The organism is Parcubacteria group bacterium, from assembly GCA_041659505.1.
Taxonomy (GTDB): Bacteria; Patescibacteriota; Minisyncoccia; order Moranbacterales; family UBA2206; genus UBA9630.
Genome location: JBAZYF010000003.1, coordinates 110,124 through 134,481, shown reverse-complemented (window position 1 = coordinate 134,481; position 24,358 = coordinate 110,124). Strand labels below are relative to the sequence as shown.

Genomic DNA, 24,358 nt, shown 5'->3' with positions numbered 1-24,358 from the left:
GTCACGAGCACGTGACAGGTGAGGGCAAGGGCTTTGGGTTAGGATAAAATCTAAATAAAGTTAGTTTTATCTTAATGTAATGCCCTTTCCCTCATCCGCCCTTCGGGCACCTTCTCCCTAAGGGCGAAGGGGATATGGATGCTATTTCTCAAAATTACATTCCTTGTTGGAACATTTGGTTTTGCCTTTGGCGGCGAAAACTAAGAGTGATCCACAGGTAGGACAAACTTCTCCGGTCGGTTTGTTCCAAAGGGAGAAATCGCATGCCGGGTAGGTGCTGCAGCCGAAAAAGGCACGGCCTTTTTTGGATTTGCGTTCGACGATATCGCCAACCTTGCATTTGGGGCATTTGACGCCGGTTTTGTTTTCAATCCGTTTGATATTTTTGCAAGTCGGATAGTTGGAACAACCTAGAAAGACACCGAATTTTCCCCGTTTCACTGCCATCTTAGCGCCGCATTTTTCACAGATCTCTCCGGAAAATTCTTCCTCAATCTTTTTTTCCGCCCCAGTTTTTTCTGTGTAACGGCAATTGGGATAATTGGAACAAGCGATAAATTTTCCGAAGCGGCCAAATTTCATGATCAGATCTCCGCCGCAATCCGGGCAACTCTTGTCCAGCTTTTCTTGAAACTCTTCTTTTTTCACTTCCTTAGTTTTGGTTTGGAGATTTTTATGGAACGGTTCATAGAATTCCCTGATGACCGGCACCCATTTTTTGGCGCCCTCGGCGATTTCGTCGAAATCTTTTTCAAGTGTGGCGGTGAAAGTCATGTCGACGATTTGAGGAAAGTGGGCGACTAGAAGATCGCTGACTAATGTGCCGATTTCTTCTGGAAAGAGTCGCTTCTCTTCGTTTTTATCGATATATTTTCTATCAATGATTGTGGAGATGGTTGGCGCATAGGTAGATGGTCGGCCGATGCCATTTTCTTCCAGCACTTTCACAAGCGTTGCCTCATTGTAGCGTGGAGGTTGGGTGGTTGTTTTGCCTTCGGATGTGGCAGATGCCAGCTCCAGTGCGTCGCCTTTTTCCATTGGAGGCAAAAGCGTGTCGGTTGTCGCCGATTTTTTATCGGCATAGACTTTCAGATAGCCCTCAAAAGTCAAGGTCGATCCGCTGGCGCTCAGCGCATAGACATTTTTGCTGGCTTTACTTTTAGCGGAAATATCGACTTTGACAGAGTTGAAAACGGCGCATTCCATCTGGGAAGCGATCATTCGGTTCCAGATCAGTCTATATAGTTTATACTGTCCTGGCTCGAGTTTAGACTTGAGTTCTTCGGGCGTTTTTTCCGGATAAGCCGGGCGAATGGCTTCGTGGGCTTCTTGTGCGCCTTTGGATTTATTTTTGAAATAGCGCGGACTTTTGAGCGCAAAATCTTTACCGAACAATTTATGGATCGTTTTTTGAGCAGAGAGCAATGACTCCAAGGAAAGATTGAGACTGTCTGTACGCATATAGGTGATGAAGCCCTGCTCGTAGAGTTTTTGCGCTAAGGTCATCGTTTGTTTGGAGCTGTAACCAAGACTACTAATAGCGGATTGTTGCAAGGTGGATGTTGTGAAAGGTGGTGGCGGAGTTTTGGTTGTTTCTCGTTTGGTCAGTGCCTCAACTTGGTAGTCACATTTTTCTAGATCAGCGATAATATCTAGGGCGCCTTTTTCTTTCGTGAGAATTGTTTTTTTGATCTTATAATCACCGGCGAACAATTTCAGCGTGGTGACGGCCTCAATCTTTTCTTCATTTTTTTTGACCAACTCGGCCGGGAATTCGGAATCCTTTCCGCCAGACTTAGTTTTCAAAGTCAGATTTATTTTCCAATAATTTTCCGCTTTAAATTTATCGATTTCTTTTTCTCGTTCGACAATGATGCGCAGCGCCATCGATTGGACGCGGCCGGCGGACAGTCCGCGGCGGATTTTTTTCCAAAGAAAAGGCGAGAGCTCATAACCAACCAGGCGATCAAGGATGCGCCGGGCCTGTTGGGCATCGACTAAGTTTAAATCTATCTCACGTGGTGTGGCGAGCGCTTTTTCAATGGCGGTTTTGGTGATTTCATGAAAGACGATGCGGGCAATTTTTTCACCCTTGAAATGCTTGTCCAGTTCCAAGGCCGTGGCAAGGTGCCAAGAAATAGCTTCTCCTTCGCGGTCTTCGTCAGTTGCCAGAATCACACTTTCGGCTTTTTTGGCCAGCTTTTTCAACTCATCGACGCGATCAGCGACTTTGTTGGGAATGACATATTGCGGGGCAAAATCGTGCTCGATATCAATGCCCATTTCTTTCACCGGCAAATCGCGGATGTGGCCATAGCTGGATTTGACCGTGTAACTTTTATCAAGAAATTTAGTGATAGTTTTAGCCTTGGTCGGCGACTCAACAATAATCAGTTTCATAGTTATTCGCTTCGCGAACCGGCGTCACGAATGCCGGACATACGAATTGTTATTAGAAAATATTTGTACAATGAATTAAGCGTTCGCTATTTATCATAAACCAGAATTGGATTTTCTCCAAGTTTTGTTACAAAAGAATATAATTCTGCCCGCCGAGATTTTTTACCCAGCCTTTGATTTCCATCATCATTAGTGTGGCTGAAATTGCTGATACTGAGAGTTTTGATTGCTTGGCAATATTGTCGATGTGGAGCGGCACGTCAGATAGGATTGTGAGGAGAATTTCTTCTTCTTTGTTTTCCGGCAATTTGAGTGTGGCTTGTTTTGTTTCTGTCAGGCTCTGCGAAAGATCGAATTCTTCCAGGATATCTTGCACGCAAGTGACCATTTTGGCGCCGGATTTAATGAGGTTGTTGGTGCCGATGGAAGTGGGGGAGAAAATTGAACCGGGGATGGAAAAAACTTCGCGGTTGCTTTCCAGTGCCATTTTAGCTGTAATCAATGTTCCACTTTTTTCTCCAGCTTCCACGACAAGCGTGCCAAGTGCGAGACCAGCAATAATTCTGTTTCTGGCGGGAAAAGTTGCGGCGGTAGCGGGCGTGCCTGGTAGATAATCGCTCATGACGATTCCGCCACTGGAGATGATTTCTTGAGCGAGATTATAATTAGCGCGCGGATAGATGGTTTCATTGTCAATCCCTCCGCCAAGAACCGCAATCGTTTTGCCTCTCGCTTCTAGCGTGCTGCGATGTGAAATGGCATCGATACCCAGCGCGAGACCGCTTACGATGACAAAACCGGCTTTTGCCAAATCACGAGCAAAGGTGCTAGCCAGTTGTTCGCCATAATTAGAAAATTTTCGTGAGCCGACAATAGCAATGGCGGGCGTGGAATCAAAAACTAAATTTCCCCGAGTATAAATGAGATAGGGCGGGCTGTGGATTTCTTTGAGCAGTTTGGGATAGCTTGGACTCAAAAAATCGATCACCTGAATGTTGGATTTTTCCACTTGCTCCCATTCCGCGTCCGGATCAATTCTTTGTTTTTCAAAAAAAATCCGTTCCGGCAAGATATCTCCGCCCAGCGCTTTTTGCAAATCGGAAAGACTGGCCTGCCAAGCATTCTGGGCTGTGCCAAATTCAGCCAGGAGTAATTTTAGTCTTTGTGTTCCGACGCCTTCAATTTTATTCAATGCATGGAGATATTTCATTCCTCAAGAGTACCACAGGGGTCGGAGGCTTGACAAATTAATTGATTATGTGCTAGTATTTCTGGAAGTCGAAAATAACTTAATTTAAGGCAAAAACGATGGTGGAAAACACAAATAAGCGCAATAATTCGCAAATTGGAGAAAAGAACTCCTTTTTTGATGTCGCCGAAAAAATCTTAGTCCAATTGCCCCAAAGAGCACAAGAGATTCTGAAAAAACGTTTTGGTCTTATGGGCGATTTTTCCGTCCAAACCTTAGAAAAGATCGGCTCTGACTATAGCATAACTAGGGAGCGGGTGCGCCAGATCATTTCTGATGCCAAAAAGAGCATCGGAAAGATTTGCGAAGAAGCAGATTTTCAAAAAGCGGAAAACCAATTATTTTTGGCAGTTGAAAAAAAATGTGGTATAATCAGGGAAGAGGAAATTCTGACCGAGCTGAATCCTGATGGATCAAAGAAAGAAGAAAACGCGATGCGTTTTTTGGTTAGTTATTCCCAAAAGATCCAAGCCATTGCCCACAAGAACAGAATTGAACGGTCTTGGGTGACCGCCGAAAATGTTTTGGAAAAAGTTTTGAAAGTGGCAAAAGCTGCCGAGGAAATGCTGTCGAAAAATAAGCAGCTGCTCAGTGATGATCAGATTTCCAAAGAGTTGGTGACACGTTTGCCGGAATTTTCCAAGAAAGACGTTTTGTGTTATTTGAATGTCCTTTCTGGAGTTAAGAAAAACAAATTTGGCAAATGGGGGATGCGCAATTGGCCCGAAGTCAGTCCGAAAGGCAGTCGTGAAAAGATCTATCTGGTTTTAAAAGAAGAAAAAGCGCCATTGCATTTTACCCAGATTGCGAAATTGATCGAGAAATATAAGCTGGGAACGAAGAAGGTGCATCCGCAAACGATCCACAATGAACTAATCAAGGATGAGCGATTTGTGCTGATCGGCCGAGGCATCTATGCTTTGGGCGAGTGGGGCTATTTCGGTGGAGCAGTGAAGGATGTGCTTAAAGATATTTTAGCGAAGAGCGAAAAACCCTTGGATCGAGAAGAAATTGTGCAAAAAGTTTTTGAAGTACGCAAGGTGAAACGGACTACGATCATGATCAACCTCAATGGCAAAAATTTTGAAAAAGTGGGCAGTGGATATAGATTAAGGAGATAGTTTTCTCCCCCTTTTCCAAAGGGAGGAATCATGGGCTATATTTATCTAAAATAAAAATTACAATGGATGGTTCTGTAAATACTTTTGATATTTTAAATACTTTCGGAAGCGTTTTCGCTACTTCTTGGTGGTTGATACTGCCGGTACCAGTCTGGTATATCTTTGGGATTGTTTGGAAGGATTACGTCGCTATTTATTCAAGCGATTCTTGGTTTTCGAAATATAAATGGACAATCCTGGAAGTGATTCCGCCTCGCGACATCGAGCGCGGTCCCAAGCCGATGGAAATTATCTACGCCGGAATGACTGGCGTAATGACGACGCATAATAATTTTGATGTTTGGCTTAATGGTGCATATCGCCAGGATCCGTTTGGAGTAGAGTTGGTCGGCGAGGAAGGCAGTGTGCATTTCTATTTTCGGCTCTTGAAGAAATATCGCAATTTGATTGAAGCTCAGATTTATGCGCAATATCCTGAGGCACAAATTTTGGAAGTCGAAGATTATTATAATAAGTTTCCGAAAGTCATTCCTAATCGCAATTGGGATCTTTGGGGGGCGGATTATGAGTTTGTAAAAAAAGAGCCTTACTATCCAATTAAGACCTACGATCAGTTTGAAGAAAGTATTACTGGCGAAATGATTGACCCGATGGCGGCGATGGTAGAGGTGATGGGAGCGCTCGGACCGGGGCAACATATTTGGTTGCAATATATGTTAGTGCCAGTGCAGGAAGGGGAGTCGATAAAAGGCGGTGAGGCATTGGCGAATACATTAAAAGGTCGACCAGTAGCCGTTACCGAAGGAAGGTTGTGGCATGATATTAAAGACGTATTTTTTAATATTTTCCCCGGGGTTTTTGGTCCGCCGGAATTTAAAGAGTTGGCCAAGAAAAAAGATGAGTTGCCGCTTGACACTAGGCTCTCTCCGATTGAAAGGGAGGTCTTGAAAGCAGTAGAGGAAAATTTAGGTAAGAATTTTTTCAAAACTAAGATGCGCCTGATCGTTCTAGGAAAAAGAGATGTTTTTGATAAATCTTTTGTCAGTGCGTTTAGTGGGGCAATAAAGCAGTTTAACGATCTTAATATGAATCAAGTCAAGCCCGAAGATATTAGTAAGACCTATGGAACAGGTTTTTTTACTCAGCGGATTTCTAATTTTCGTAAAAGAAAAATTTATGACCGCTATCGTCGGAGAAATACGGACGGAGTCAATATGTTATTTTCCACAAAGGAATTAGCAACAATGTTTCATTTTCCAGATTTGTCAGTCAAATCACATGCGATAACTCAGACGACTTCCAAGCTGGGAGCAGCTCCATCTAATTTACCAGTTGAATAATTAACATACATAAATGTCTAATATTAATTTTTTCGCCAAAACCAATTTTCGCAATCAAGAGCGGGTCTTTGGAATAAAAGAAGACGACCGTCGCCGGCATATGTATATCATCGGTAAGACCGGCATGGGAAAATCTAATTTGTTGGAAAATATGGCGATCCAGGATATCCGCAATGGCAAGGGTGTTTGTGTTGTTGATCCACACGGTGAATTTGCCGAGAAGATGCTCCGCGCCGTTCCCGCTAACCGGATTAATGACGTGGTCTATTTCAATCCATCGGACACTGAATTTCCGGTAGCTTTTAATATTTTGGAAGCAGTCGATGAGGATAAAAAGAATCTTGTCGCATCAGGCATGATGGGAGTTTTTAAGAAAATCTGGCCGGACGTGTGGAGTTCGCGGATGGAGTATATTTTGAATAATGCGATTTTGGCGCTTTTGGATTATCCTGGTTCGACGCTCTTGGGAGTGAATAGGATGATGAGTGATAAGGATTATCGCAAAAGAGTCTATACAAAAATTACTGATCCAGTCGTGAAAGCTTTTTGGATCAATGAGTTTGACAAATGGGAAGATAAATTCAGAAAAGAAGCTGTAGCTGCCATTCAAAACAAAGTCGGACAATTTTTGTCCTATACCTTGGTGCGCCATATCATTGGGCAACCAAAATCGACGATCGATATGCGTGAAATTATGGATAATCAGAAAATTCTCATAGTCAATCTTTCCAAGGGACGGATCGGTGAAGATGCGATGCGGCTTTTGGGCGGTATGATTATCACCAAAATTCAACTGGCAGCAATGAGTCGGGTGGATATTCCTGAAAATGATCGAAAGGATTTCTATCTTTATGTTGACGAATTTCAAAATTTTGCCACGGAATCTTTTTCTAACATTCTTTCAGAAGCCAGAAAATACCGCTTGGCTCTGATTTTAGCGCATCAATACATCAATCAATTAATTTTTGATGGCAATGCCACCGTGCGTGATGCGATTTTTGGTAATGTGGGTACCATAGTTTCTTTCCGAGTGGGCGCCGAAGATGCGGAGGCGCTGGAAAAAGAATTTGATCCGGTCTTTCTGATGAATGATATTGTTAATCTGTCTAAATACGATATTTATTTGAAACTGATGATTGATGGCATTGCCGGTGATGCTTTTTCGGCGCGGACATTGCCTCCAGCTGACATTTCCGACACAATTGATGGAGAGCAAAAAGTGATTGCAGTTTCGCGTGAGCGTTATGGAAAATCGCGCTTGGAAGTGGCGGAAAAAATTGCTCGTTGGAGCGGAATGGATGTAGGACTTGGGTTTGATGAATTTGATTCTTCTAATAATAATCAGCGCGCAGCTAGTCCCGCTAGGATTGAACAAAGGCCAGCTCGAGCAGAGAATACGATTGCGACTTCGCCAAGAGTGATTGAAGAACGAATTGTTCCTGAGGAGAATGTCTCAAGGGAAAGTCAAGCCCCGCCCAAAATTAGGCAGAATGATGAGCGAAAAAAAGAAGAAGTTTTGATCCAGAAGGATGAACAGCGGAAAGAACTATTTGAAGCAATTTGTTCAACTTGCGAAGAGAAAATAATCGTACCTTTCAAGCCTGACCCAAGCCGAAAAACTTTTTGCAAAGAATGCTTGCGAGACTATCAGAGAGCGAGAGCGAAGGTGCAGCTACAGAACAATCCTGCCGTGCGAAATGAAGCGAAAAGTAGCCACTCAGCGGTTCGGGAAGAGTTGAACAGTTCTCATCCCGCGGGACTTTTGCGTGATAGTGGAAAAATTAGTCTCGGTCAGATTTCCTATATTGAGCCCAGAAAGTTTAAGACGCCCAAAAAAGAGCTTAACTTAGACAAAGAAGGGATTAGAAATATAATTAATAGTAGTAAAAATAACAATGGGTAGATTTGATCTGAATCAAAAAATTTCTTCTGTGTTGGCTTTAATTTTTATTTTTGTATTGAGTTTCCTTGTGGCCTGGTTTGCCTTGTCTGTTGGAGATAACATTGTTGCTAGCGCGCCTCAGTCTGCGATTTTCAATCCGGCGAAAAGAATTCCTCGATAGATATTATGACTATACGACAAAAAAAAGTTCTAGTCGGAATGTCTGGTGGTGTGGATTCCTCAGTTTCTTGTGCGCTATTAAAGAACATGGGATACGCTGTAAGTGCGGCTTTTTTGCTTTTTTGGGACGTGGAAGAAAAAATAAAAAAAGCACTGTCTGATGCAAGAATTGTCTGTGAATCTTTGAACATCCCTCTGACAGTTATTGATGCGCGCGCGGACTTTAAAAAAACCGTAATTGAATATTTTCTTGCTGAGTATGTATGCGGTAAAACTCCCAATCCTTGCGTCCATTGTAATGCTCAGCTGAAATTCAGATTGCTCCTAGAAATGGCTAAGAAAATGGAAATAGATCTTGTGGCGACGGGTCATTATGCTCGGCTTAAAAATGTTAAGGCTGGTAATAGAATAAGTTATGAATTATTACCGGGAAATGATGGAAAAAAGGATCAGTCATATTTCCTTTATCGCTTAGGCCAAAAAGAATTGGCGCGGATTATTTTTCCCCTTGGTGAATATCAAAAAGCTGATGTGCGGAAATTGGCGGAAAAATTTGGTTTGCCGGTTTTTGATAAAATTGATTCGCAAGATGTCTGTTTTATGGCGGATAATAACTTGGAGAGATTTTTGGCGAAAAACATAAATCTAAAAAAGGGGAAAATCATCGATACTGAAGGACAGTTGCTTGGTAAGCATCGCGGATTGCCACTTTACACGATCGGGCAGAGAAAGGGAATTGAGATTGGTGGAACAGGACCATATTTTGTTGTGGCCAAAGACATGAAAAAAAATAATTTGATCGTGGCTAATGATTTGAAACACTTGGCAATTGCGCGAAAAGCGATTAAATTATTAGACGTTGTTTGGACAAGAGGTATCACACCAAAGTTTCCCCTGGCTGTTTTAGCGCGGACGCGCTATCATAATCCGCTTGTTTGTGCTATAGTTAAAAGTGATAAAGGTGAAAAAACTTGCCAGGTAAAATTTGATGTACCTCAAAAAGCCATTTCACCAGGACAATCGGTAGTTTTTTATGGCAAGGATGGAGAAGTTTTGGGCGGAGGCGTGATAACTTAATTACTTTTTTAAAAATTACAAAATTAAAAATTATAAAATTGAAACATATGTACATGGGAAATTCTTCCGGCGGTAGCAACACTAGTACGGATGACGCAGCCAAAGAAAGTCAAAAAAGGCGAATTCAAATGGAGCTTTTAATTTTGGATTCTGACACGCGAAAACTCACTAATGAAAAAACAACACTGGATGCGGAACTGCGAAAGTTGAAGCAAGATGGTGAGCGGATCAGACTAGAATTGGATAGTAAAAAAAAGCGCTACGAAATTGTTGCAAGAGAAATCTTATCTAAGGATGATGAAGTCAAACATCTGAAAAAGAAACTAAACTTGCTTTAATTTTAATTTTTTAAAATATAAATTTATGCTCGAATCAAAATTGCAAGAAGTCGCTTTAGGTATTTTGGGAGACAAGATTGTGGATGATGAAGAAAAGAAAAAAGTTTCCGAAGAGTTGCGTTTGCTTGAAAGAGAACTTAACGATCATATTTCCCAGCTTTTGCGCGAGTTGAGGAGGGATTTGGATTCAAGCGAGCTTAGAAATAAATTTAGCTCTTCTGATAGGGATGATATCGTAAAAAAAGTCGGAGAGAATATCAAGCGTTCAGAATATACTGGATTATAAATTCATGCTTTCTTAAAAAAATAATAAAATGAAAAAAAATGTCAAACGAAAACAATACTTCTGAAGAAATAATTGCAAGTCTGAATGCAATTGGTGGTGCCCTCTCAGATTTAAATCAAAAGGTAGAATTGCAGAATGAGCGAATTTTGCGGTTAGAGAAAGGTGATGTGAAAATAGCAAACACAGCTACTGCCTATGCGCCACCGCCACCACCGCCAGTGTCTGCTCCAGGGTCCCCCGAGTCTAATTATCCAGGAATCGATTTTTCCGGATCAGCGCAGCCGACTCAACAGCCAGTCGCTATGGAAAAGTCCAGTATGGAAGAAAACATCGGTGGCACTTGGTTTGCGCGGATCGGAATGGCTGCGCTTGTTCTTGGCGCTTCTTTTTTTCTGAAATATGCTTTTGATAATAATTGGATCGGCGAAGTTGGTCGGGTGATGATTGGTATCATTGTTGGGATTATCCTACTTGGACTTGGGGAAAAATTCATCCGTAAATATTTTGTCTATGGGCAATTGCTCAGTGGTGGTGGTTTGGCCGTGCTTTACCTTTCTATCTTTGCCGCTTTTGATTTTTACTCCCTCATCGGACAGATTCCGGCTTTTTTGATGATGATGCTAATTACGACTGTGGGAATAATTCTCAGCATCCGCTACGACGCAATTTCACTTATCATTGTTTCCACATTGGGCGGTTTTTTTACTCCTTTTCTTATCTCGACCGGAAAGAATAATGAAGCAGGACTTTTTTCCTATATCCTGATCCTTGATCTGGCAATCTTGGCCGTTTCTATCTTCAAGAAATGGAGATGGCTGAATGTTTTGGGATTTCTTGCGACGATGTTTGTTTTTATGGCTTGGGCGGGAGAATTTTATCGGGCCGATGAATTGCCCTTGACGATGTTTTTTCTGACCTTGTTTTTTATCACTTATTCCATCTCATCTCTCATTTATAATTTAGTTCAGAAAGAAAAATCATCCGGCATTGAACAACTGCTGACAATCATGGCAGGTTCGGTCTACTTTGCTTCCAGTTATGCTATCCTCGATCCCAAATATCATATTTTTATGGGATTTTTCGCATTGATCCTAGCTATCTATTATTTTCTCTGGGCCTATCTTGTCCGGGCGCTTACTCCTGAGGATGATAGTCTATATGGTTTTCTGGCTTTTCTAACGGTTGGTTTTGTGACATTGGCGATTCCTCTGCAATTTGATGGTAGGGTAATTACGATCGGCTGGACGATCGAAGCAATTCTCTTGCTCATTCTCGGAACCAAAACGGCTCAAAATGCGATCAAGGCTTTCGGTGTTGTTGTTTTCGAACTGGCTTTTTTCCGGATGCTCTTCATTGATTCTAATCACGGATCAAATGATATGGTACTGTTTAATAAAGTGATGTTGACATACTTGGTTGTGATTATTTCCGCCTACCTAGCTGCCTATCTTTTTCACGCTTATTCCCTAGAAGGCGAGGATGATAAGAATAGTTTCTTGGCGCCGAAAAAATTAGTCGCTACTTTTCTGATTACGGCCAATTTTTTAACCATCTATGCGATCAGTCGAGAAATCAGCTATTACTATGATCAAGAAATTAGGACGGTCCAGCGGCAATTGGAAAAAGACTATGCCATTCCCAAAAAAATGGATGTCGGTTCTTTTCAGCCATACCAAACGCTCAATGTAAATCAAGAGAAGATTAAAAAACTGCAAAATAAGAGCAGTGTTTCGCTTTCTTTGTTCTGGCTTCTCTATGGAATCATTCTGGTTTTGTTCGGATTCTTTTCTCGCGTCAAGGGCGTACGGGTGGGCGGACTTTTGCTTTTCACGCTTGCTATCCTCAAGCTATTCTTCTATGATCTTTGGAGTATGGGGACGCTCTACCGCATCATTTCTTCGATGAGTCTAGGCGTTGTACTTTTGGCTATTTCTTTCGCATATCAAAAATATAAGGACAAGATCAAAGAAATAATTTAAATAAAATAAAAAAATGAAAAAATCAATTCTCATTTGTGCATTATTTTTTTCAATTATCTCGACTGGTTGCTTGGCGGATTTTGATCTGACCCGCTGGAAGTACTATAAGGATATATCTTCTTCGGGTGGGGATATGGCCAAGATAACTTTGGATGATGAAGTTTTTTCTGGTGCCACGAAAGATCTGTCTGATTTGCGGATCATCGATGGAAATAATCAGGAAGTGCCGTTCCAACTCGTTTCCGCAAAGGAAAGGTCGAAGGTTGACCGAACTTCGGTCACTATGATCAATAATTCATTTGTGCCAGGAGAAAATTCTCAAGTGGTTTTGGATCTGGGAACTTCCGGTAACTTGGTCAATAACCTAAGGATCAACACTGTTTCAGAAAATTTCCAGAGAAATGTCAAAGTTTATGGCGGTAATGATATGCAAGCGTGGAATACGCTCATAGATAATGGCTATATCTATGATTTTACCGACAAAAAAGCCAATTTCAAGTCTCAAAATACGGAAATTTATTTTCCCAACAGTGCTTATCGCTACATCAAGATTGAAATCACAGATGAAAATGGGTCTCCAGTGAAGATCAATTCGGTGGACACGAGTAATATTGTCCAGGAAAAAACTCGAGGAAATGAGCGTCGTCCACAATTCAAATCTCTTGAAAAGTCGGATGAGAAATTGACAGAGTTGGTGGCGGATTTGGGGGCAAGCGGAATCCCGACTGACCGATTGAGTCTTGATACGAACAATATGAATTTCAATCGGGCGATCTTGGTCTATGCAAGTAATGATGAAAATGCGAGGGATTGGAACTATCTTGGTCAAGGCTATGTCTTTCGTTATAGCACTCCGAAATTCAATGGAGAAAATCTGACTGTAAATTTTCCGGAAACCAATAAGCGTCTTATAAGGATTGAGGTAATTAACAAAGATGACGTGCCTCTGTCAATCTCTGCTCTGCGTACTTTTTCCATCTATCGGGAAGTTATTTTCGAGACTAAGGCAACTGAAAAATATCGCCTATTTTATGGAAATGCAAAGGCCAATCATCCGCAATATGATTTGGAGAAATATTTCCAATATTTGGAGCCGGACAAGGCGGCACAAGCAAGTCTGGGCGGGCAAAAAGACAGTCCGGGTTTTGTCCCGGAGCAAGAACCGCTAAAGCCCCTGACAGAAAGAATTCCCTATCTACTTTCCGGAATTATGACGGTAACTTCCTTGCTTTTAATCTTTTTAGTCTATAAATTCTTGAAAAAATAAGTCAAGCTTCAGTTTGACTGCGAAGCTTAAGCATTATACAATTCAACGTAGACTGAATTTAAGTTTTTAACGTCTAAAACTATGCTTACAGCCAAAGATTTGCGCCAAAAATATCTGGACTTTTTCAAAAGTAAGGGTCACGCCATTATTCCTTCAGCGCCCTTGGTGCCGGAAAATGATCCAACCGTGCTTTTCACAACTGCTGGTATGCATCCGCTTGTGCCGTATCTGATGGGAGAGAGACATCCGCTGGGTAAAAGATTGGTTGATGCGCAAAAATGTATCCGCACAGGGGACATTGATGATGTGGGTGACAACCGACATCTGACTTTTTTTGAAATGTTGGGTAACTGGTCTTTGGGTGATTATTTTAAAAAAGAGGCGATTGAGTGGAGCTTTGAATTTTTAACTGACAAAAAGTGGCTGGGACTTGATCCAAAAAGGATTTGCGTGACAGTTTTCGCTGGGGATGAAAAATTGGGAGCAGATCGGGACGATGAGTCGATCGAGATTTGGAAAAAGCAATTTGAAAAAGCGGGACTGAGTAATGGTGTTTGCGAATTGGATCAAAAAGCCAAAGAGGACAGTCGTATCTTTCTTTTGGGTAGTGAGGATAATTTCTGGGGACCAGCCGGAAAAACCGGACCATGCGGACCGTGCAGTGAAATGTTCTATGACGTGAGACCGGCTGAGGGAAAACTTGTGGGAACGCATGATGAAATGGTGAAAAGTTTCCGTTTGATGGAAATTTGGAATGACGTGTTTATGGAGTTTAATAAAAAAGAAGATGGGAGTTTCGAGAAAATGGCTCAGCAAAATGTGGATACTGGGATGGGACTAGAAAGAACGATTACCGTTCTTTCGGGTAAGGACAATGTTTTTGATACGGATTTATTTGAAAAAATATTCCACGAGATTGCACTTCTTATGCCACAGAAAATGGAACCTAATATTCCTTTTTCTGAAGAAATCAGGCCACGTCAGCAATGGTACGCGAGCCTTAGTGAAGAAAAAAAACGCTCTGCCAGAATTATCGCTGATCACATCAAGGCAAGCGTATTCATTATTGCCGATGGAGTCGAACCGTCCAATACTGAGCGGGGCTATGTATTGCGTCGCCTCATCCGTCGTGCCATTCGTCAGGCGCATCTTCTGGGCATAAAAAGTAACTTTACCGCTAAAATTGCCAAGGTAGTACAAGAAATGTATGGGCAGTTTTATCCAGAAGTTATGCAAGAGAGAGTCTTGAGTGAGTTAAAAAAAGAGGAAGAGAAATTTAGGAGGACATTGGAAAGTGGTATAGCTAGATTTGGCAAGTTATTAGAAAACAAAGAGGGAAATTTTTGGATAAAAGGAGATCGGATAGCTCCCATATATCCTAATGATGATATCGTGGATACAATTTTTGATTTATATCAAACATATGGCTTTCCCTTAGAATTAGTGTTTGAAGAGTTGAAAAATAAAAGTATAAATATTGATGAAGTTAAGCTAAAGGATAAATTTGATGACAGATTAAAAAAACACCAAGATTTGTCCCGCACTGCTTCAGCTGGAATGTTTAAAGGTGGACTTTCTGATACAAAAGAAAAAACCACCGAACTGCACACTGTTGCTCATTTGATGCTGGCAGGATTACGCAAGGTTTTGGGAGAAAACGTCCATCAAAAAGGCTCAAACATTAATGGCGAGCGCATTCGTTTTGATTTTTCCCATCCAGACAAAATGACTGATGAACAGAAAAAGGCGGTGGAGGATTTTGTCAACGAGGCGATCGAATCAAAAACAGAAGTGACGCTGGAGGAAATGACACCGGAAGAAGCGAAAAATGTTGGAGCAGAAGGTGAATTTGGGCATAAATATGGCGACCGAGTGAAAGTTTATTCCATCGGCAATTATTCCAAGGAAATTTGCGGCGGACCGCACATCAAAAATACCGCCGAAATCAAAGGCAAATTCCGCATCCAAAAAGAAGAAAGCTCTTCGGCGGGTGTGAGGAGGATTAAGGCGGTGGTGGAATGAAAAAGTGAATAATAAATTAAAATAAAAAAAATGGAACAAGACCCAAATTTAGCAGGCGAAAACTTAAATAATATTCAGGGAGATGATGCCGCATTAGACCCCAAAAGAAAAATTTTCAGGTGGTCTGCATTAGCATGGCCAATTATCGCAGTTATTTTAGCAATTTTTTATTTAACAGATCTTAGCCTTTATGTTTTTTGGCATCCAGTTTTAACTTCCTTTATTAAAATTGTCTACTTTCCATTTTTTATTTTTTCTGAAAATGTGAACGAAGATTTATACTTCTGGCAAGGTACAATGATATCTTTTCCTAATCTAATAACTATAGGAATAGCAATTTTAGTATCTTTGGGGTTGCTTTATGTTTTTTCTAGACTGGTTATTTATTTAGTAGATAAGTATATCGCAAAAAGAGTAATTTTAATTTCGAATGTTTGTATTTTTATTATATTACTATCCGTTTCATTTGTGTTAACTAATCACCAGATAAATAAATGCGTGGCAGAAAAAGAAAAAAATCAAAATTGGACTGATCGTGAGGCGATGATTGGCCTTAGTTTAAAAAGCGATCTAAGAAATCCAAAAAAACAACTCATAATGTTGTATTTCTTGAATAATATTAAATATTTGTATAGCGATAACGAAATAGCAGAAAGTGGTTCTTGGGGCAGCAGTATCTTGATAAAAACATTGCCTGGAAAAGAGGTGGAAACTGCATGTACGTTAGAATTTAATCCTAGGGTTTCTAGCGCTTGGCCGACATCAATATTTAATTATATGAATTTTTCGGATTGGGAAAAAACTAGAGATGCTATATGTGAAGCGGAGGGCTTTGAATCTAGTAGTATTAAAAATTGTTTAGAGTTTATTCTGAAAGATTCAAAAAAAATGGAAGGCTTGAGTTATGAAATTTCTGAAAATGGAAAAGTGGAGATTTCAGAGAGGAAGACCGTAGATAATCAAGGCGTTTATTCGGATAAATTTATTTCTTTCAAAATAGATAATGACAAATACAAAGTTGAAGATCCAACTGAAACTGGTTTAACATTTGAAGATATTAAGTTAGGAAAATATGCTAAATTTTATGTCATAACAAAGCATTCCGATTTTGAAAAAATAAATGGATTAAATTTTACAGAGCCTTTCATGTTCATGTATGTGCCTAATTCTTCAGATCCTTCTTTTGATGTGATGTACAACGGAATGGATTTGCAAAATCAGGTTATCGATGAAAAAAATGAAATATTGGGAAATTATAATTACTTAATAAAAAACTTTAAAGAATCAGGACTTGAGAAAGTGGCTTATTACACCCAAGTAAATGGAAGAAAAATAAGAATCAGCCTAGGCCAACCGCAGTATTTTGCAAAATACTCAGAGTTGCAAAAAGAATTTGAAGAGATCATCTCAAGTATCAGTTTTAATTATTAGCAAGAAAAGTTTGATTGAAATGGCCAACAATCAAAAATACCGCCGAAATCAAAGGCAAATTCCGCATCCAAAAAGAAGAAAGCTCTTCGGCGGGTGTGAGGAGGATTAAGGCGGTGGTGGAATGAATAACAGAGAACACTGATCAGTGAACAGGATTCAGTAATGGTGTAAGATATTTTATTGACAAAATATTGTCGCGTGGTAATATTTTATTATAAATAATTTTGATAGTTTTATGAGCCTAAATCGCCAAGTCAAAACCAATATTTGGTCAACATGTTCCGGATCCGGGTCCCGACTTTATGTTGGCGAATTTTGGCTTGAAGCGAAGAGGAAAATGGTTCGATGAAGTTATCCTTTCGAAATAAACCAAAACCCGCCAACAGCGGGTTTTTTGTTCTTTAATTTCTCTAAGATGGATCACAAACAACAGGAGGGAATTCAATGATTATTCACGTAACGAGAGAAATCGGGCAGGTTCGCGTCTATAAGGCGAACGGAAATGAGACATTGATCAGAAAGTTTTTTGAACAGCAGGATGTCGAGGAGATGGTCATCCGGAAGTCGATAGAGGACAAATATCTGTCTCATGAGCGATTGGAGGAACAGTTGTCCGGCATGCTTAAGGCAGTTTTGCTGGATGAAGCGGATATTGAAGTTTATGTTTACTGATCCAACATTGGAAAAAGGGCTAGAGCGTCAAAGACGCCTAGCCCTGTCTTTTTCATGTTTTTAGAGTTAATTTAGGTGCATTTGACAAATATAAATAATTATGCTATTATTGTCAGTTACGGTTGATTTTATTGAAGCTTAAAAATCTATTTATAGGGAGGTGATTATAATGAAAAAAGCGTTGATATTCTTTGTTGTGGCGTTGATTTTTGCTAGCGGATTGTTAGCTGGCAAATATTTCAACATTAAATCGTCGCCAGCGGAGTCAAAAAAAACACCGGTGGTGGCCATGAAGCCCGTTATTAAGACTGGACCAGTAGTAATCGCTTCAAAAAAACAAATACCAATCCAGTCGCAACAAGTTCAGGAAATCGCACCCACTGGATCAATCCGGATTCGAGGTAAGCTTTGATTTTTTTAAGAAATAACAAAGATACTCTCCGGCGTGGTGTTGGAGATGCGGCTATTAACGATTGTTAAAAAGGTCTATCAGGGAAGGAGAAAAAATGAAAAAAAGATCAGTAGTTATCATAGCGATGGTTGCGTTTTTTTTGACATTAGTTGTTCTCTCAGGCTCGGGAATTGCTTCTTCGGACTCAAGACTTGAGACCATGAAGGACTCCGTAAAGGGGATTAAAGTTCTCCTCATGGCGGCTGATTTCGAGCCGCAGGATTTGAGTTGGATGATGCAAACTGGCCAAGATCCCGATTGGGATTATTTGGCTAAAGCATCTTTCACCATCCCGGTTGTTAATCGAGAATATGATACCACGCTCAGCGGTATCCCTGCCGGGAGTTATAAGGTAGCCCTTTTTGCTTTTGGGGAGAGTGAATGGGACGTCATTTTTTATTCCCCACCCGTAACGGTGTCCGTTATTGGCGGAAGGTCAGTGGGTATTTCCGTAGAGATGCTACCCGTCGGCGGACACTATATTATCAATTTAGGCTCCGGCCTGAATGAGGCGGAGATTTCCGCTAGGGTCAGTTTCATCTTTGATGGAGAGGAGATAAACCGTCAGCTTTACTTCTGGGCAGATACAAACGGTGAATTGAAGGCTGAAGTATTCATTCCCCATAGTGGCACTGGCGTGTCGCTAGGGCTGAGTTTAGGCAAGAAATATACAGAAATCGCATTGAATTGGGATGACGCGGTAAATGGGGTTATTTCAATTACCCCGAGTTTCTTCGAAGGCGGAGACTTGAATATTGATATCATTTGGCCTTCTGAATAATCTCGAAGGTCGATGGGCTCCGTTTGCGTAGTAATTACGTAGACGGAGCCTTTTTGTTTGCAATCAATGCGTTTTAGTGCTAAATTTAGGTGGTAAGCTAATTTATAGTGGAGAAAATTTATGCCAAAAGTATTAAAGGACAAAAAACTGATTGATGAATTTTTAGAGCGGGGAGTGGAGGCGATTTATCCTTCCAAGGAAGCTTTTCGCAAAAAACTGATGTCAGGTGAAAGATTGAAAATTTATCAGGGTTTTGATCCGACCGGGCCATATCTGCATGTTGGGCATGCGATGGGCATTCGCGCTCTGGGCATCTTGCAAAAATTAGGTCACGAAGTAGTTTTTCTTATTGGAGATTACACGGCCAAAGTCGGAGATCCAGACAAAGATACGACCAGAAAAATGCTGACAGACGAGGAAATTGAAAAAAATATGTCCGGTTGGAAAAAACAGGCTTCACAATTGATTGATTTTGGCGGAGAAAATCCGGTGCGTTTTGAGCGGAATTATAAATGGCTTTCAAAACTAAAACTGAACGATCTGATCAAATTGATGTCGACTATCACAGTGCAGAGGATGCTCGAACGTGATATGTTTGAACGTCGGATCAAAGAGGGTGATCCAATTCGTTTGCATGAATTTATCTATCCATTGATGCAAGGTTATGATGGCGTAGCGATGGAAGTGGATATGGAAATCGGCGGAACCGACCAAACTTTCAATATGCTTGTCGGGCGCGATCTGATCAAGAGTTATCTCGGCAAGGAAAAATTTGTACGCACGAACAAGATGATGGACGCGCCAGATGGCAGGACGATGAGCAAAACCAAAGGCAATGGAATTAATCTGGCCGATAGCCCAGAAGATATGTATGGCAAAGCGATGTCCTATTCTGATGCGCATATTTTGTCCGGCTTTGAGCTTTTGACGGCTGTGCCGATAAAAGAAATTGAGAAAATGAAACTGGCGATGGAAAAAGGTGAGAATCCGATGATTTTCAAGAAAAAGATGGCCTATGAGATTGTGAAAATAATTAAAGGAGAAGAATCGGCCAAAAAGGCCGAAGCACATTTCGAGCAAGTTTTTTCTAAAAAAGAATTGCCGATAGAAATTTTGGAAATTAAGGTTTCTGCAGGAGAGTCACTGATTGACGTTTTAGTGAAAAATAAGTTAGCGACCAGTAAGGCGGATGCTAGGCGCAAGGTTGACCAAGGTGGAATAAAAGCGGATAATGAAGTAATCCGTGATTGGCAGTTAAAAGTGGACAAAAGTTTTGATGGAAAAATTCTGAAAGCGGGAAAGAGGGAGTTTAGGAAGATGAAGATTGGTTAAACTGATTATATTTCGGTTCTCTTCTTGTGTCATCCCCGAGAAGGCGGGGATCCAGGTACCTCAGGCTTGGTATATAGATAAACGAGCTATTGAATGCAAGGCTGACTGAAACATAAGGCAAGAATATTTATAATTTGATTGTTTATAATTTATAACTAGTGGTACCTGGATTCCCGCCTTCGCGGGAATGACACGCATTAGAGCTTTTTTGTGATTTTGTAACTATTTGTATTTTTGTAATAATTCGTATTTTCGTAGTCAATATTTATGTCAATTCTAAAGAAAATATTCGGTTCGAATGAGAGGGAAATTGGGAAGCTGAAACCGATCATCGAAAAAATCAATGCGATTGAGGAGCAGATGCTTAAATTGTCTGATGATCAGTTGCGGGCGAAAACAGTTGAGTTTAAAAAGCGGATTACTGAAAAAGAAACACTCGACGAACTTCTGCCGGAAGTTTTTGCGGTTATGCGGGAAACGGTGAAGCGGGTGGATGGAAAAAGACTGTTCGATGTTCAAATGATGGGCGGTATTGTGCTTCATAGTGGCAAGATTGCCGAGATGAAAACCGGTGAGGGAAAGACCCATACTTCACTTCTGCCGATGTACCTCAATGCGCTCACCGGCAAAGGCGTGCATCTCGTGACGGTGAATGATTATCTGGCCAAACGCGACTGTAATTGGATGGGAGGCATTTTGCATTTTCTGGGAATTTCCACGGCTTGTATCATCCATGACGCTTCATATATCTATACTCCGAAAGTGGAAGATGATGACGAGGTTAGTGTTGAGATGGAAAATCTCGCGCCAATCTCCCGGCGTGAAGCCTATGCGGCCGACATTACTTATGGTACGAATAACGAATTTGGTTTTGATTACTTGCGGGACAATATGGTGCCGACGCTCGAGCATATGGTTCAGCGCAACTTGAATTATGTGATTGTGGATGAAGTGGATTCGATCCTCATCGATGAAGCGCGGACTCCGCTGATCATTTCCGCCGCGGACAGCGAATCGACAAAACTCTATGAGCAATTTGCGATGCTTGTGCCAAAACTGAAAAGAGAAGAGGATTATGCCGTGGAAGAAAAAACCAAATCAGTGACCATTACAGAAAGTGGAATTGCTAAGATTGAGTCATGGCTTAATGTGGGAAATATCTATGAAGCAGGAAAAATTACTTATGTGCATCATTTGGAGCAGGCTTTGAAAGCGCAAGTGATTTTTCAACTGGATCGCGACTATGTGGTGAAAGACGGTGAAGTGATTATTGTTGATGACTTCACGGGGCGCTTGATGCCGGGACGACGCTATAGTGAAGGGTTGCATCAGGCAATCGAAGCGAAAGAGCACGTGCGCGTGCAGAAAGAATCAAAGACTCTTGCGACTATTACTTTCCAAAACTATTTTCGGATGTACCAAAAAATTTCCGGCATGACCGGAACAGCTTCCACTTCAGCGGAAGAATTTTTTAAGGTGTATAAAATGGACGTGACGGAAATCCCGACCAACAAACCGGCTATCAGAAAGGATATTCCTGATGTTGTTTATAAATCAGAAAAAGGGAAGTTTAACGCCATCGTAGAAAAAATTAGGGAGGTGAATAAACTTGGTCAACCGATTCTCGTGGGAACGATTGCGGTTGAGAAATCGGAATATCTCAGCATGCTCCTTATGAAATCCGGCGTCGAGCATGAAGTGTTGAATGCCAAAAACCATGAACGGGAAGCGCAGATTGTGGCGAAAGCCGGGCACGTCGGATCAGTGACAATCGCGACCAATATGGCTGGACGCGGAACGGATATCAAGCTGGGCGAAGGGGCGCGTGAACTCGGGGGACTGTTTATTTTAGGCACAGAGCGGCACGAAGCGCGACGCATCGACAATCAGCTTCGCGGTCGCGCAGGACGCCAAGGTGATCCTGGAATGTCTCAATTTTTTGTTTCTCTGGAAGATGAGTTGATGCGGCGTTTCGGCGGCGATAATTTGATCAACCTGATGACAAAACTTGGATTGCCGGAAGATCAGCCGATCCAAAATCCGATCATTTCTCGTACGATTGAAAATGCTCAGTCAAAAATTGAAGGCTTTAATTTTGACATTAGAAAACACATCTTGGATTATGATGATGTGATGAATAAGCAACGTGAAATTCTTTATAAAAAAAGACGCGCGGTTCTTGAGGCAAATAATATCAAGCCGGAGATTATTGATAATATCCGGGAAGAAATTGAGCGGGCGGTTTCGGCAAGTCTCACGACAGAAGATGGAAATCTTGAAATGGAAAAAATTGCAGAAAATATCCAGGCGATGATTGTGCTTCCGCCAGTAGCGCAAGTCAAGCTCAAAGAAATTGTGGAAAATCACAATAAGAATACAGCCGAGCTGATTGGTGAGGCGACGGAATATCTGTCGGGCGTAGCGAAAGAGGTCTATAATCACAAAGAACAAGAAGTAGGAGAGGCGAATATGCGGATGGTTGAAAAGAGTATCGCACTTCAGACGATTGATGTGATGTGGATGAGTCATCTTGATGAGATTGATTATCTGCGAGAAGGTATTGGTCTTCGCGGTTATGGCCAGCGCGATCCATTGGTGGAGTATAAAAGAGAAGCGTTTACGATGTTTTCCTATTTGATGGAAAATATCAAACAAACCATCGTTCACACAATTTTCCGTGTTTCCGTAGCTCCAGTGCAACAAACGCAATCGGCAATTCCAGAAAAAAATCTCAACTTCAGCGGAGCCGAAGAGTCAGAATCATTTGCTTCCGCCCGAGAAATCCAAGACGGCGAAACACGCGAAGCACCCAAGCAAAAACCGATTATCAATGATGACAAGATTGGGCGGAATGACCCGTGTCCTTGTGGGAGTGGCAAGAAATATAAGAAGTGTTGTGGGAAGTAGGAGCTGAAAAATAAAGCCAGGTAATCCGCAGTTGCGGATTAAAAGGGGAAACCCGTGCGAAGAGCACGGGTTTTTTCTATGCCGAAAACCCCGATCTCGAAATTAATTTCGCTCGCCTGAAGGTCGAGGCACGCGGCGCCTGAGTCCGCAATAAGTTTACATAAGTTGACAAACACGCTTATGAAAAATCTAACGAAAATTAAACAACGCATTCGTAGTGAGATGCGTGGAAAAGTGATGCGTAGTCGCATCTTGGAAAAAGCCAAATGGCTCGCCGGGAATCTCGAGGATAATATCTCTGACGAAATCGGTGAGCTAATGGGAAAGTTTACGACGGAACTTGCTGACGAAGAAATGCAAAGCGAACTGTCGGGTTATGCCTTCGATCAGATTAGGAAAGCTCTGATCGAAAAAATCAAAAAGCAACTTAACCAATAACGTTGCGGTCGGTGCATATCGCACGGCCGAACAGTAATCAAAAGTATGATTGCAGTAACTTACCCACCTGTGCCGAGGCTTCGGCGGGCAGGCGAGCACGCTAAGAAAACAATCGTCTGCGCCACGCAACTGGCAGTTTTCCTGGTGATGCTCGACATAATGATTCTCTTCATCTCGCTTGCTCAAATAACGGCAGATGGCCAAAGCGGATACTGGAGTCCGTTCTGGTCAGCCCAAGCGAAGCTGGCGCTGAATATTCTCAAATGAAAGAACCGAAAACCACTCGCACGGTCACTTATCGCAGGCACGGAGTTCCCGCGATAATCCTTGAAGGGAAATGGCTCGCGGATCGCTACGAATGGAAAATAGGAGACCAAATCCAGATAGAGTACTTGCCAAACGAAATACGGCTTCGTAAGTTGAACGGAGTCGCCAAGCAATTAAATAGCTTCCCAATGGGCGAAACGAACCCGGAGGGAAATAAATGAGCCAGGTTTCCGATCCCGAATCGTTCGCCGAATCGGCGAAAGCGGAGATCGGAAACCTGCCGAAGATATAAAGTTATGGGAATTGATATTTACGCGCGCTGGAAAAACCAGACGCTAAAGCAAAGAGAAGAACAAATGACTGGCTTCTCAACCAGGCACGGACATGTGGGGTATTTGAGGGAAGCGTATCACGGCGATCCTTATGCAACTCACTATTTATTCCAGGAAGTTTTTACCAAAAAAGGAGAGACGAAAATCGCAGCCAAAATTTTACGCGAACGACTGCCGAAAACTCTCGAATTAATCGAAGAGCGAGAAAGGCGCCTCTATAAAGAAGTGAGAAAAAAACAGATCGACAGGATTCAAAAAAGTTTTATTGATTTTGTGAAATTGTGCGAGCAAAAAGAAAAGGAAACAGGAGAGCCTTGCACGATAGTAGCCGATTACTAATATGAAATACGCATTCAATCTCGAATGGAACGAGCTTCCTGAAGAATTGCGGGAAGAAAAAATACGTCAATTCATTCTTGATGGCGAAAAGCGCCTATGTGACGAATGTGATGGAGAAAATATTTATTGCAAAATATGCAAAGGTCTCGGGCAGGTCGATCCCGACCCGGATAACTTGCATGAACAGGAAGAGGCGGAGGAATATATAAGAATTCATTTTCCCATTTATTTCTAACAGTTCTCAGCCCTGTCTTGATTGCGAAAGTG

At 41.6% G+C, this 24,358-nt stretch carries 21 protein-coding genes and 1 pseudogene; 20 read left to right on the top strand and 2 right to left on the bottom strand.

Translation table 11 applies throughout. The annotated features are described in order from the left end of the window. Positions 1-141: 141 nt before the first annotated feature. Both topA and dprA read right to left on the bottom strand, forming a co-directional pair. The gene (gene topA / locus WC848_04905) at positions 142-2,400 is read right to left on the bottom strand and encodes a type I DNA topoisomerase (protein ID MFA5961994.1); all 2,259 of its coding nucleotides are present in this window, start codon (positions 2,398-2,400) and stop codon (positions 142-144) included. Between the two features lie 127 nt (positions 2,401-2,527). Further along, positions 2,528-3,610, bottom strand: a complete 1,083-nt coding sequence (gene dprA / locus WC848_04900; GenBank protein ID MFA5961993.1) for a DNA-processing protein DprA — start codon at positions 3,608-3,610, stop codon at positions 2,528-2,530. 98 nt (positions 3,611-3,708) lie between these two features. Here dprA and WC848_04895 point away from each other — a divergent pair, with 98 nt between their 5' ends. The 20 genes and pseudogenes from WC848_04895 to WC848_04800 all read left to right on the top strand — a co-directional run bounded on the left by WC848_04895 (position 3,709) and on the right by WC848_04800 (position 24,326). After that, positions 3,709-4,770, top strand: a complete 1,062-nt coding sequence (locus tag WC848_04895; protein MFA5961992.1) for a sigma factor-like helix-turn-helix DNA-binding protein — start codon at positions 3,709-3,711, stop codon at positions 4,768-4,770. Positions 4,771-4,832: 62 nt separating this feature from the next. Then, positions 4,833-6,110, top strand: a complete 1,278-nt coding sequence (locus WC848_04890) for a hypothetical protein (protein ID MFA5961991.1) — start codon at positions 4,833-4,835, stop codon at positions 6,108-6,110. Positions 6,111-6,123: 13 nt separating this feature from the next. Next, complete coding sequence (locus WC848_04885; protein MFA5961990.1) at positions 6,124-8,013, top strand: type IV secretion system DNA-binding domain-containing protein; 1,890 nt, start codon at positions 6,124-6,126, stop codon at positions 8,011-8,013. 165 nt (positions 8,014-8,178) lie between these two features. Then, positions 8,179-9,249 carry a tRNA 2-thiouridine(34) synthase MnmA gene (gene mnmA / locus WC848_04880; protein ID MFA5961989.1) on the top strand — a complete coding sequence of 357 codons (1,071 nt, stop codon included), beginning with the start codon at positions 8,179-8,181 and terminating at the stop codon, positions 9,247-9,249. 47 nt (positions 9,250-9,296) lie between these two features. Next, positions 9,297-9,587 (top strand): hypothetical protein, encoded by a 291-nt coding sequence (locus WC848_04875; protein ID MFA5961988.1) that lies wholly within the window; start codon positions 9,297-9,299, stop codon positions 9,585-9,587. A gap of 25 nt (positions 9,588-9,612) precedes the next feature. Then, positions 9,613-9,873 carry a hypothetical protein gene (locus tag WC848_04870; GenBank protein MFA5961987.1) on the top strand — a complete coding sequence of 87 codons (261 nt, stop codon included), beginning with the start codon at positions 9,613-9,615 and terminating at the stop codon, positions 9,871-9,873. 38 nt (positions 9,874-9,911) lie between these two features. Further along, on the top strand, positions 9,912-11,852 hold the full coding sequence (locus tag WC848_04865; GenBank protein ID MFA5961986.1) for a DUF2339 domain-containing protein: 1,941 nt from the start codon (positions 9,912-9,914) through the stop codon (positions 11,850-11,852). Between the two features lie 13 nt (positions 11,853-11,865). Continuing rightward, positions 11,866-13,119 (top strand): DUF3999 family protein, encoded by a 1,254-nt coding sequence (locus WC848_04860; GenBank protein ID MFA5961985.1) that lies wholly within the window; start codon positions 11,866-11,868, stop codon positions 13,117-13,119. An 81-nt stretch (positions 13,120-13,200) separates the two neighbouring features. Beyond that, positions 13,201-15,141: an alanine--tRNA ligase gene (locus tag WC848_04855; protein ID MFA5961984.1), complete on the top strand. Its 1,941-nt coding sequence runs from the start codon at positions 13,201-13,203 to the stop codon at positions 15,139-15,141. Between the two features lie 30 nt (positions 15,142-15,171). Next, a complete protein-coding gene (locus tag WC848_04850; protein MFA5961983.1) occupies positions 15,172-16,572 on the top strand; it encodes a hypothetical protein in 1,401 nt (466 codons plus the stop codon). A 7-nt stretch (positions 16,573-16,579) separates the two neighbouring features. Beyond that, positions 16,580-16,697, top strand: a pseudogene (locus WC848_04845) (hypothetical protein). Positions 16,698-17,016: 319 nt separating this feature from the next. Next, positions 17,017-17,244: a hypothetical protein gene (locus WC848_04840; GenBank protein ID MFA5961982.1), complete on the top strand. Its 228-nt coding sequence runs from the start codon at positions 17,017-17,019 to the stop codon at positions 17,242-17,244. Positions 17,245-17,413: 169 nt separating this feature from the next. Continuing rightward, positions 17,414-17,656: a hypothetical protein gene (locus tag WC848_04835; protein MFA5961981.1), complete on the top strand. Its 243-nt coding sequence runs from the start codon at positions 17,414-17,416 to the stop codon at positions 17,654-17,656. A 94-nt stretch (positions 17,657-17,750) separates the two neighbouring features. Beyond that, positions 17,751-18,476, top strand: coding sequence for a hypothetical protein (locus WC848_04830; GenBank protein ID MFA5961980.1), 726 nt, complete (start codon positions 17,751-17,753; stop codon positions 18,474-18,476). A gap of 120 nt (positions 18,477-18,596) precedes the next feature. Further along, positions 18,597-19,808, top strand: coding sequence for a tyrosine--tRNA ligase (gene tyrS, locus WC848_04825; GenBank protein ID MFA5961979.1), 1,212 nt, complete (start codon positions 18,597-18,599; stop codon positions 19,806-19,808). 267 nt (positions 19,809-20,075) lie between these two features. Beyond that, the gene (secA, locus tag WC848_04820) at positions 20,076-22,715 is read left to right on the top strand and encodes a preprotein translocase subunit SecA (protein MFA5961978.1); all 2,640 of its coding nucleotides are present in this window, start codon (positions 20,076-20,078) and stop codon (positions 22,713-22,715) included. A gap of 180 nt (positions 22,716-22,895) precedes the next feature. Then, complete coding sequence (locus tag WC848_04815; protein ID MFA5961977.1) at positions 22,896-23,153, top strand: hypothetical protein; 258 nt, start codon at positions 22,896-22,898, stop codon at positions 23,151-23,153. 45 nt (positions 23,154-23,198) lie between these two features. Continuing rightward, positions 23,199-23,420, top strand: a complete 222-nt coding sequence (locus tag WC848_04810) for a hypothetical protein (protein MFA5961976.1) — start codon at positions 23,199-23,201, stop codon at positions 23,418-23,420. Positions 23,421-23,716: 296 nt separating this feature from the next. Continuing rightward, positions 23,717-24,091 (top strand): hypothetical protein, encoded by a 375-nt coding sequence (locus WC848_04805; GenBank protein MFA5961975.1) that lies wholly within the window; start codon positions 23,717-23,719, stop codon positions 24,089-24,091. Position 24,092: 1 nt separating this feature from the next. Then, on the top strand, positions 24,093-24,326 hold the full coding sequence (locus tag WC848_04800; GenBank protein MFA5961974.1) for a hypothetical protein: 234 nt from the start codon (positions 24,093-24,095) through the stop codon (positions 24,324-24,326). The last annotated feature ends 32 nt before the right edge of the window (positions 24,327-24,358 follow it).

Bases quoted from the DNA above. Each gene is read 5' to 3' on its own strand.
- topA (MFA5961994.1), bottom strand. From the start codon at position 2,400: ATGAAACTGATTATTGTTGAGTCGCCGACCAAGGCTAAAACTATCACT.
- dprA (MFA5961993.1), bottom strand. From the start codon at position 3,610: ATGAAATATCTCCATGCATTGAATAAAATTGAAGGCGTCGGAACACAA.
- WC848_04895 (MFA5961992.1), top strand. From the start codon at position 3,709: ATGGTGGAAAACACAAATAAGCGCAATAATTCGCAAATTGGAGAAAAG.
- WC848_04890 (MFA5961991.1), top strand. From the start codon at position 4,833: ATGGATGGTTCTGTAAATACTTTTGATATTTTAAATACTTTCGGAAGC.
- WC848_04885 (MFA5961990.1), top strand. From the start codon at position 6,124: ATGTCTAATATTAATTTTTTCGCCAAAACCAATTTTCGCAATCAAGAG.
- mnmA (MFA5961989.1), top strand. From the start codon at position 8,179: ATGACTATACGACAAAAAAAAGTTCTAGTCGGAATGTCTGGTGGTGTG.
- WC848_04875 (MFA5961988.1), top strand. From the start codon at position 9,297: ATGTACATGGGAAATTCTTCCGGCGGTAGCAACACTAGTACGGATGAC.
- WC848_04870 (MFA5961987.1), top strand. From the start codon at position 9,613: ATGCTCGAATCAAAATTGCAAGAAGTCGCTTTAGGTATTTTGGGAGAC.
- WC848_04865 (MFA5961986.1), top strand. From the start codon at position 9,912: ATGTCAAACGAAAACAATACTTCTGAAGAAATAATTGCAAGTCTGAAT.
- WC848_04860 (MFA5961985.1), top strand. From the start codon at position 11,866: ATGAAAAAATCAATTCTCATTTGTGCATTATTTTTTTCAATTATCTCG.
- WC848_04855 (MFA5961984.1), top strand. From the start codon at position 13,201: ATGCTTACAGCCAAAGATTTGCGCCAAAAATATCTGGACTTTTTCAAA.
- WC848_04850 (MFA5961983.1), top strand. From the start codon at position 15,172: ATGGAACAAGACCCAAATTTAGCAGGCGAAAACTTAAATAATATTCAG.
- WC848_04840 (MFA5961982.1), top strand. From the start codon at position 17,017: ATGATTATTCACGTAACGAGAGAAATCGGGCAGGTTCGCGTCTATAAG.
- WC848_04835 (MFA5961981.1), top strand. From the start codon at position 17,414: ATGAAAAAAGCGTTGATATTCTTTGTTGTGGCGTTGATTTTTGCTAGC.
- WC848_04830 (MFA5961980.1), top strand. From the start codon at position 17,751: ATGAAAAAAAGATCAGTAGTTATCATAGCGATGGTTGCGTTTTTTTTG.
- tyrS (MFA5961979.1), top strand. From the start codon at position 18,597: ATGCCAAAAGTATTAAAGGACAAAAAACTGATTGATGAATTTTTAGAG.
- secA (MFA5961978.1), top strand. From the start codon at position 20,076: ATGTCAATTCTAAAGAAAATATTCGGTTCGAATGAGAGGGAAATTGGG.
- WC848_04815 (MFA5961977.1), top strand. From the start codon at position 22,896: ATGAAAAATCTAACGAAAATTAAACAACGCATTCGTAGTGAGATGCGT.
- WC848_04810 (MFA5961976.1), top strand. From the start codon at position 23,199: ATGATTGCAGTAACTTACCCACCTGTGCCGAGGCTTCGGCGGGCAGGC.
- WC848_04805 (MFA5961975.1), top strand. From the start codon at position 23,717: ATGGGAATTGATATTTACGCGCGCTGGAAAAACCAGACGCTAAAGCAA.
- WC848_04800 (MFA5961974.1), top strand. From the start codon at position 24,093: ATGAAATACGCATTCAATCTCGAATGGAACGAGCTTCCTGAAGAATTG.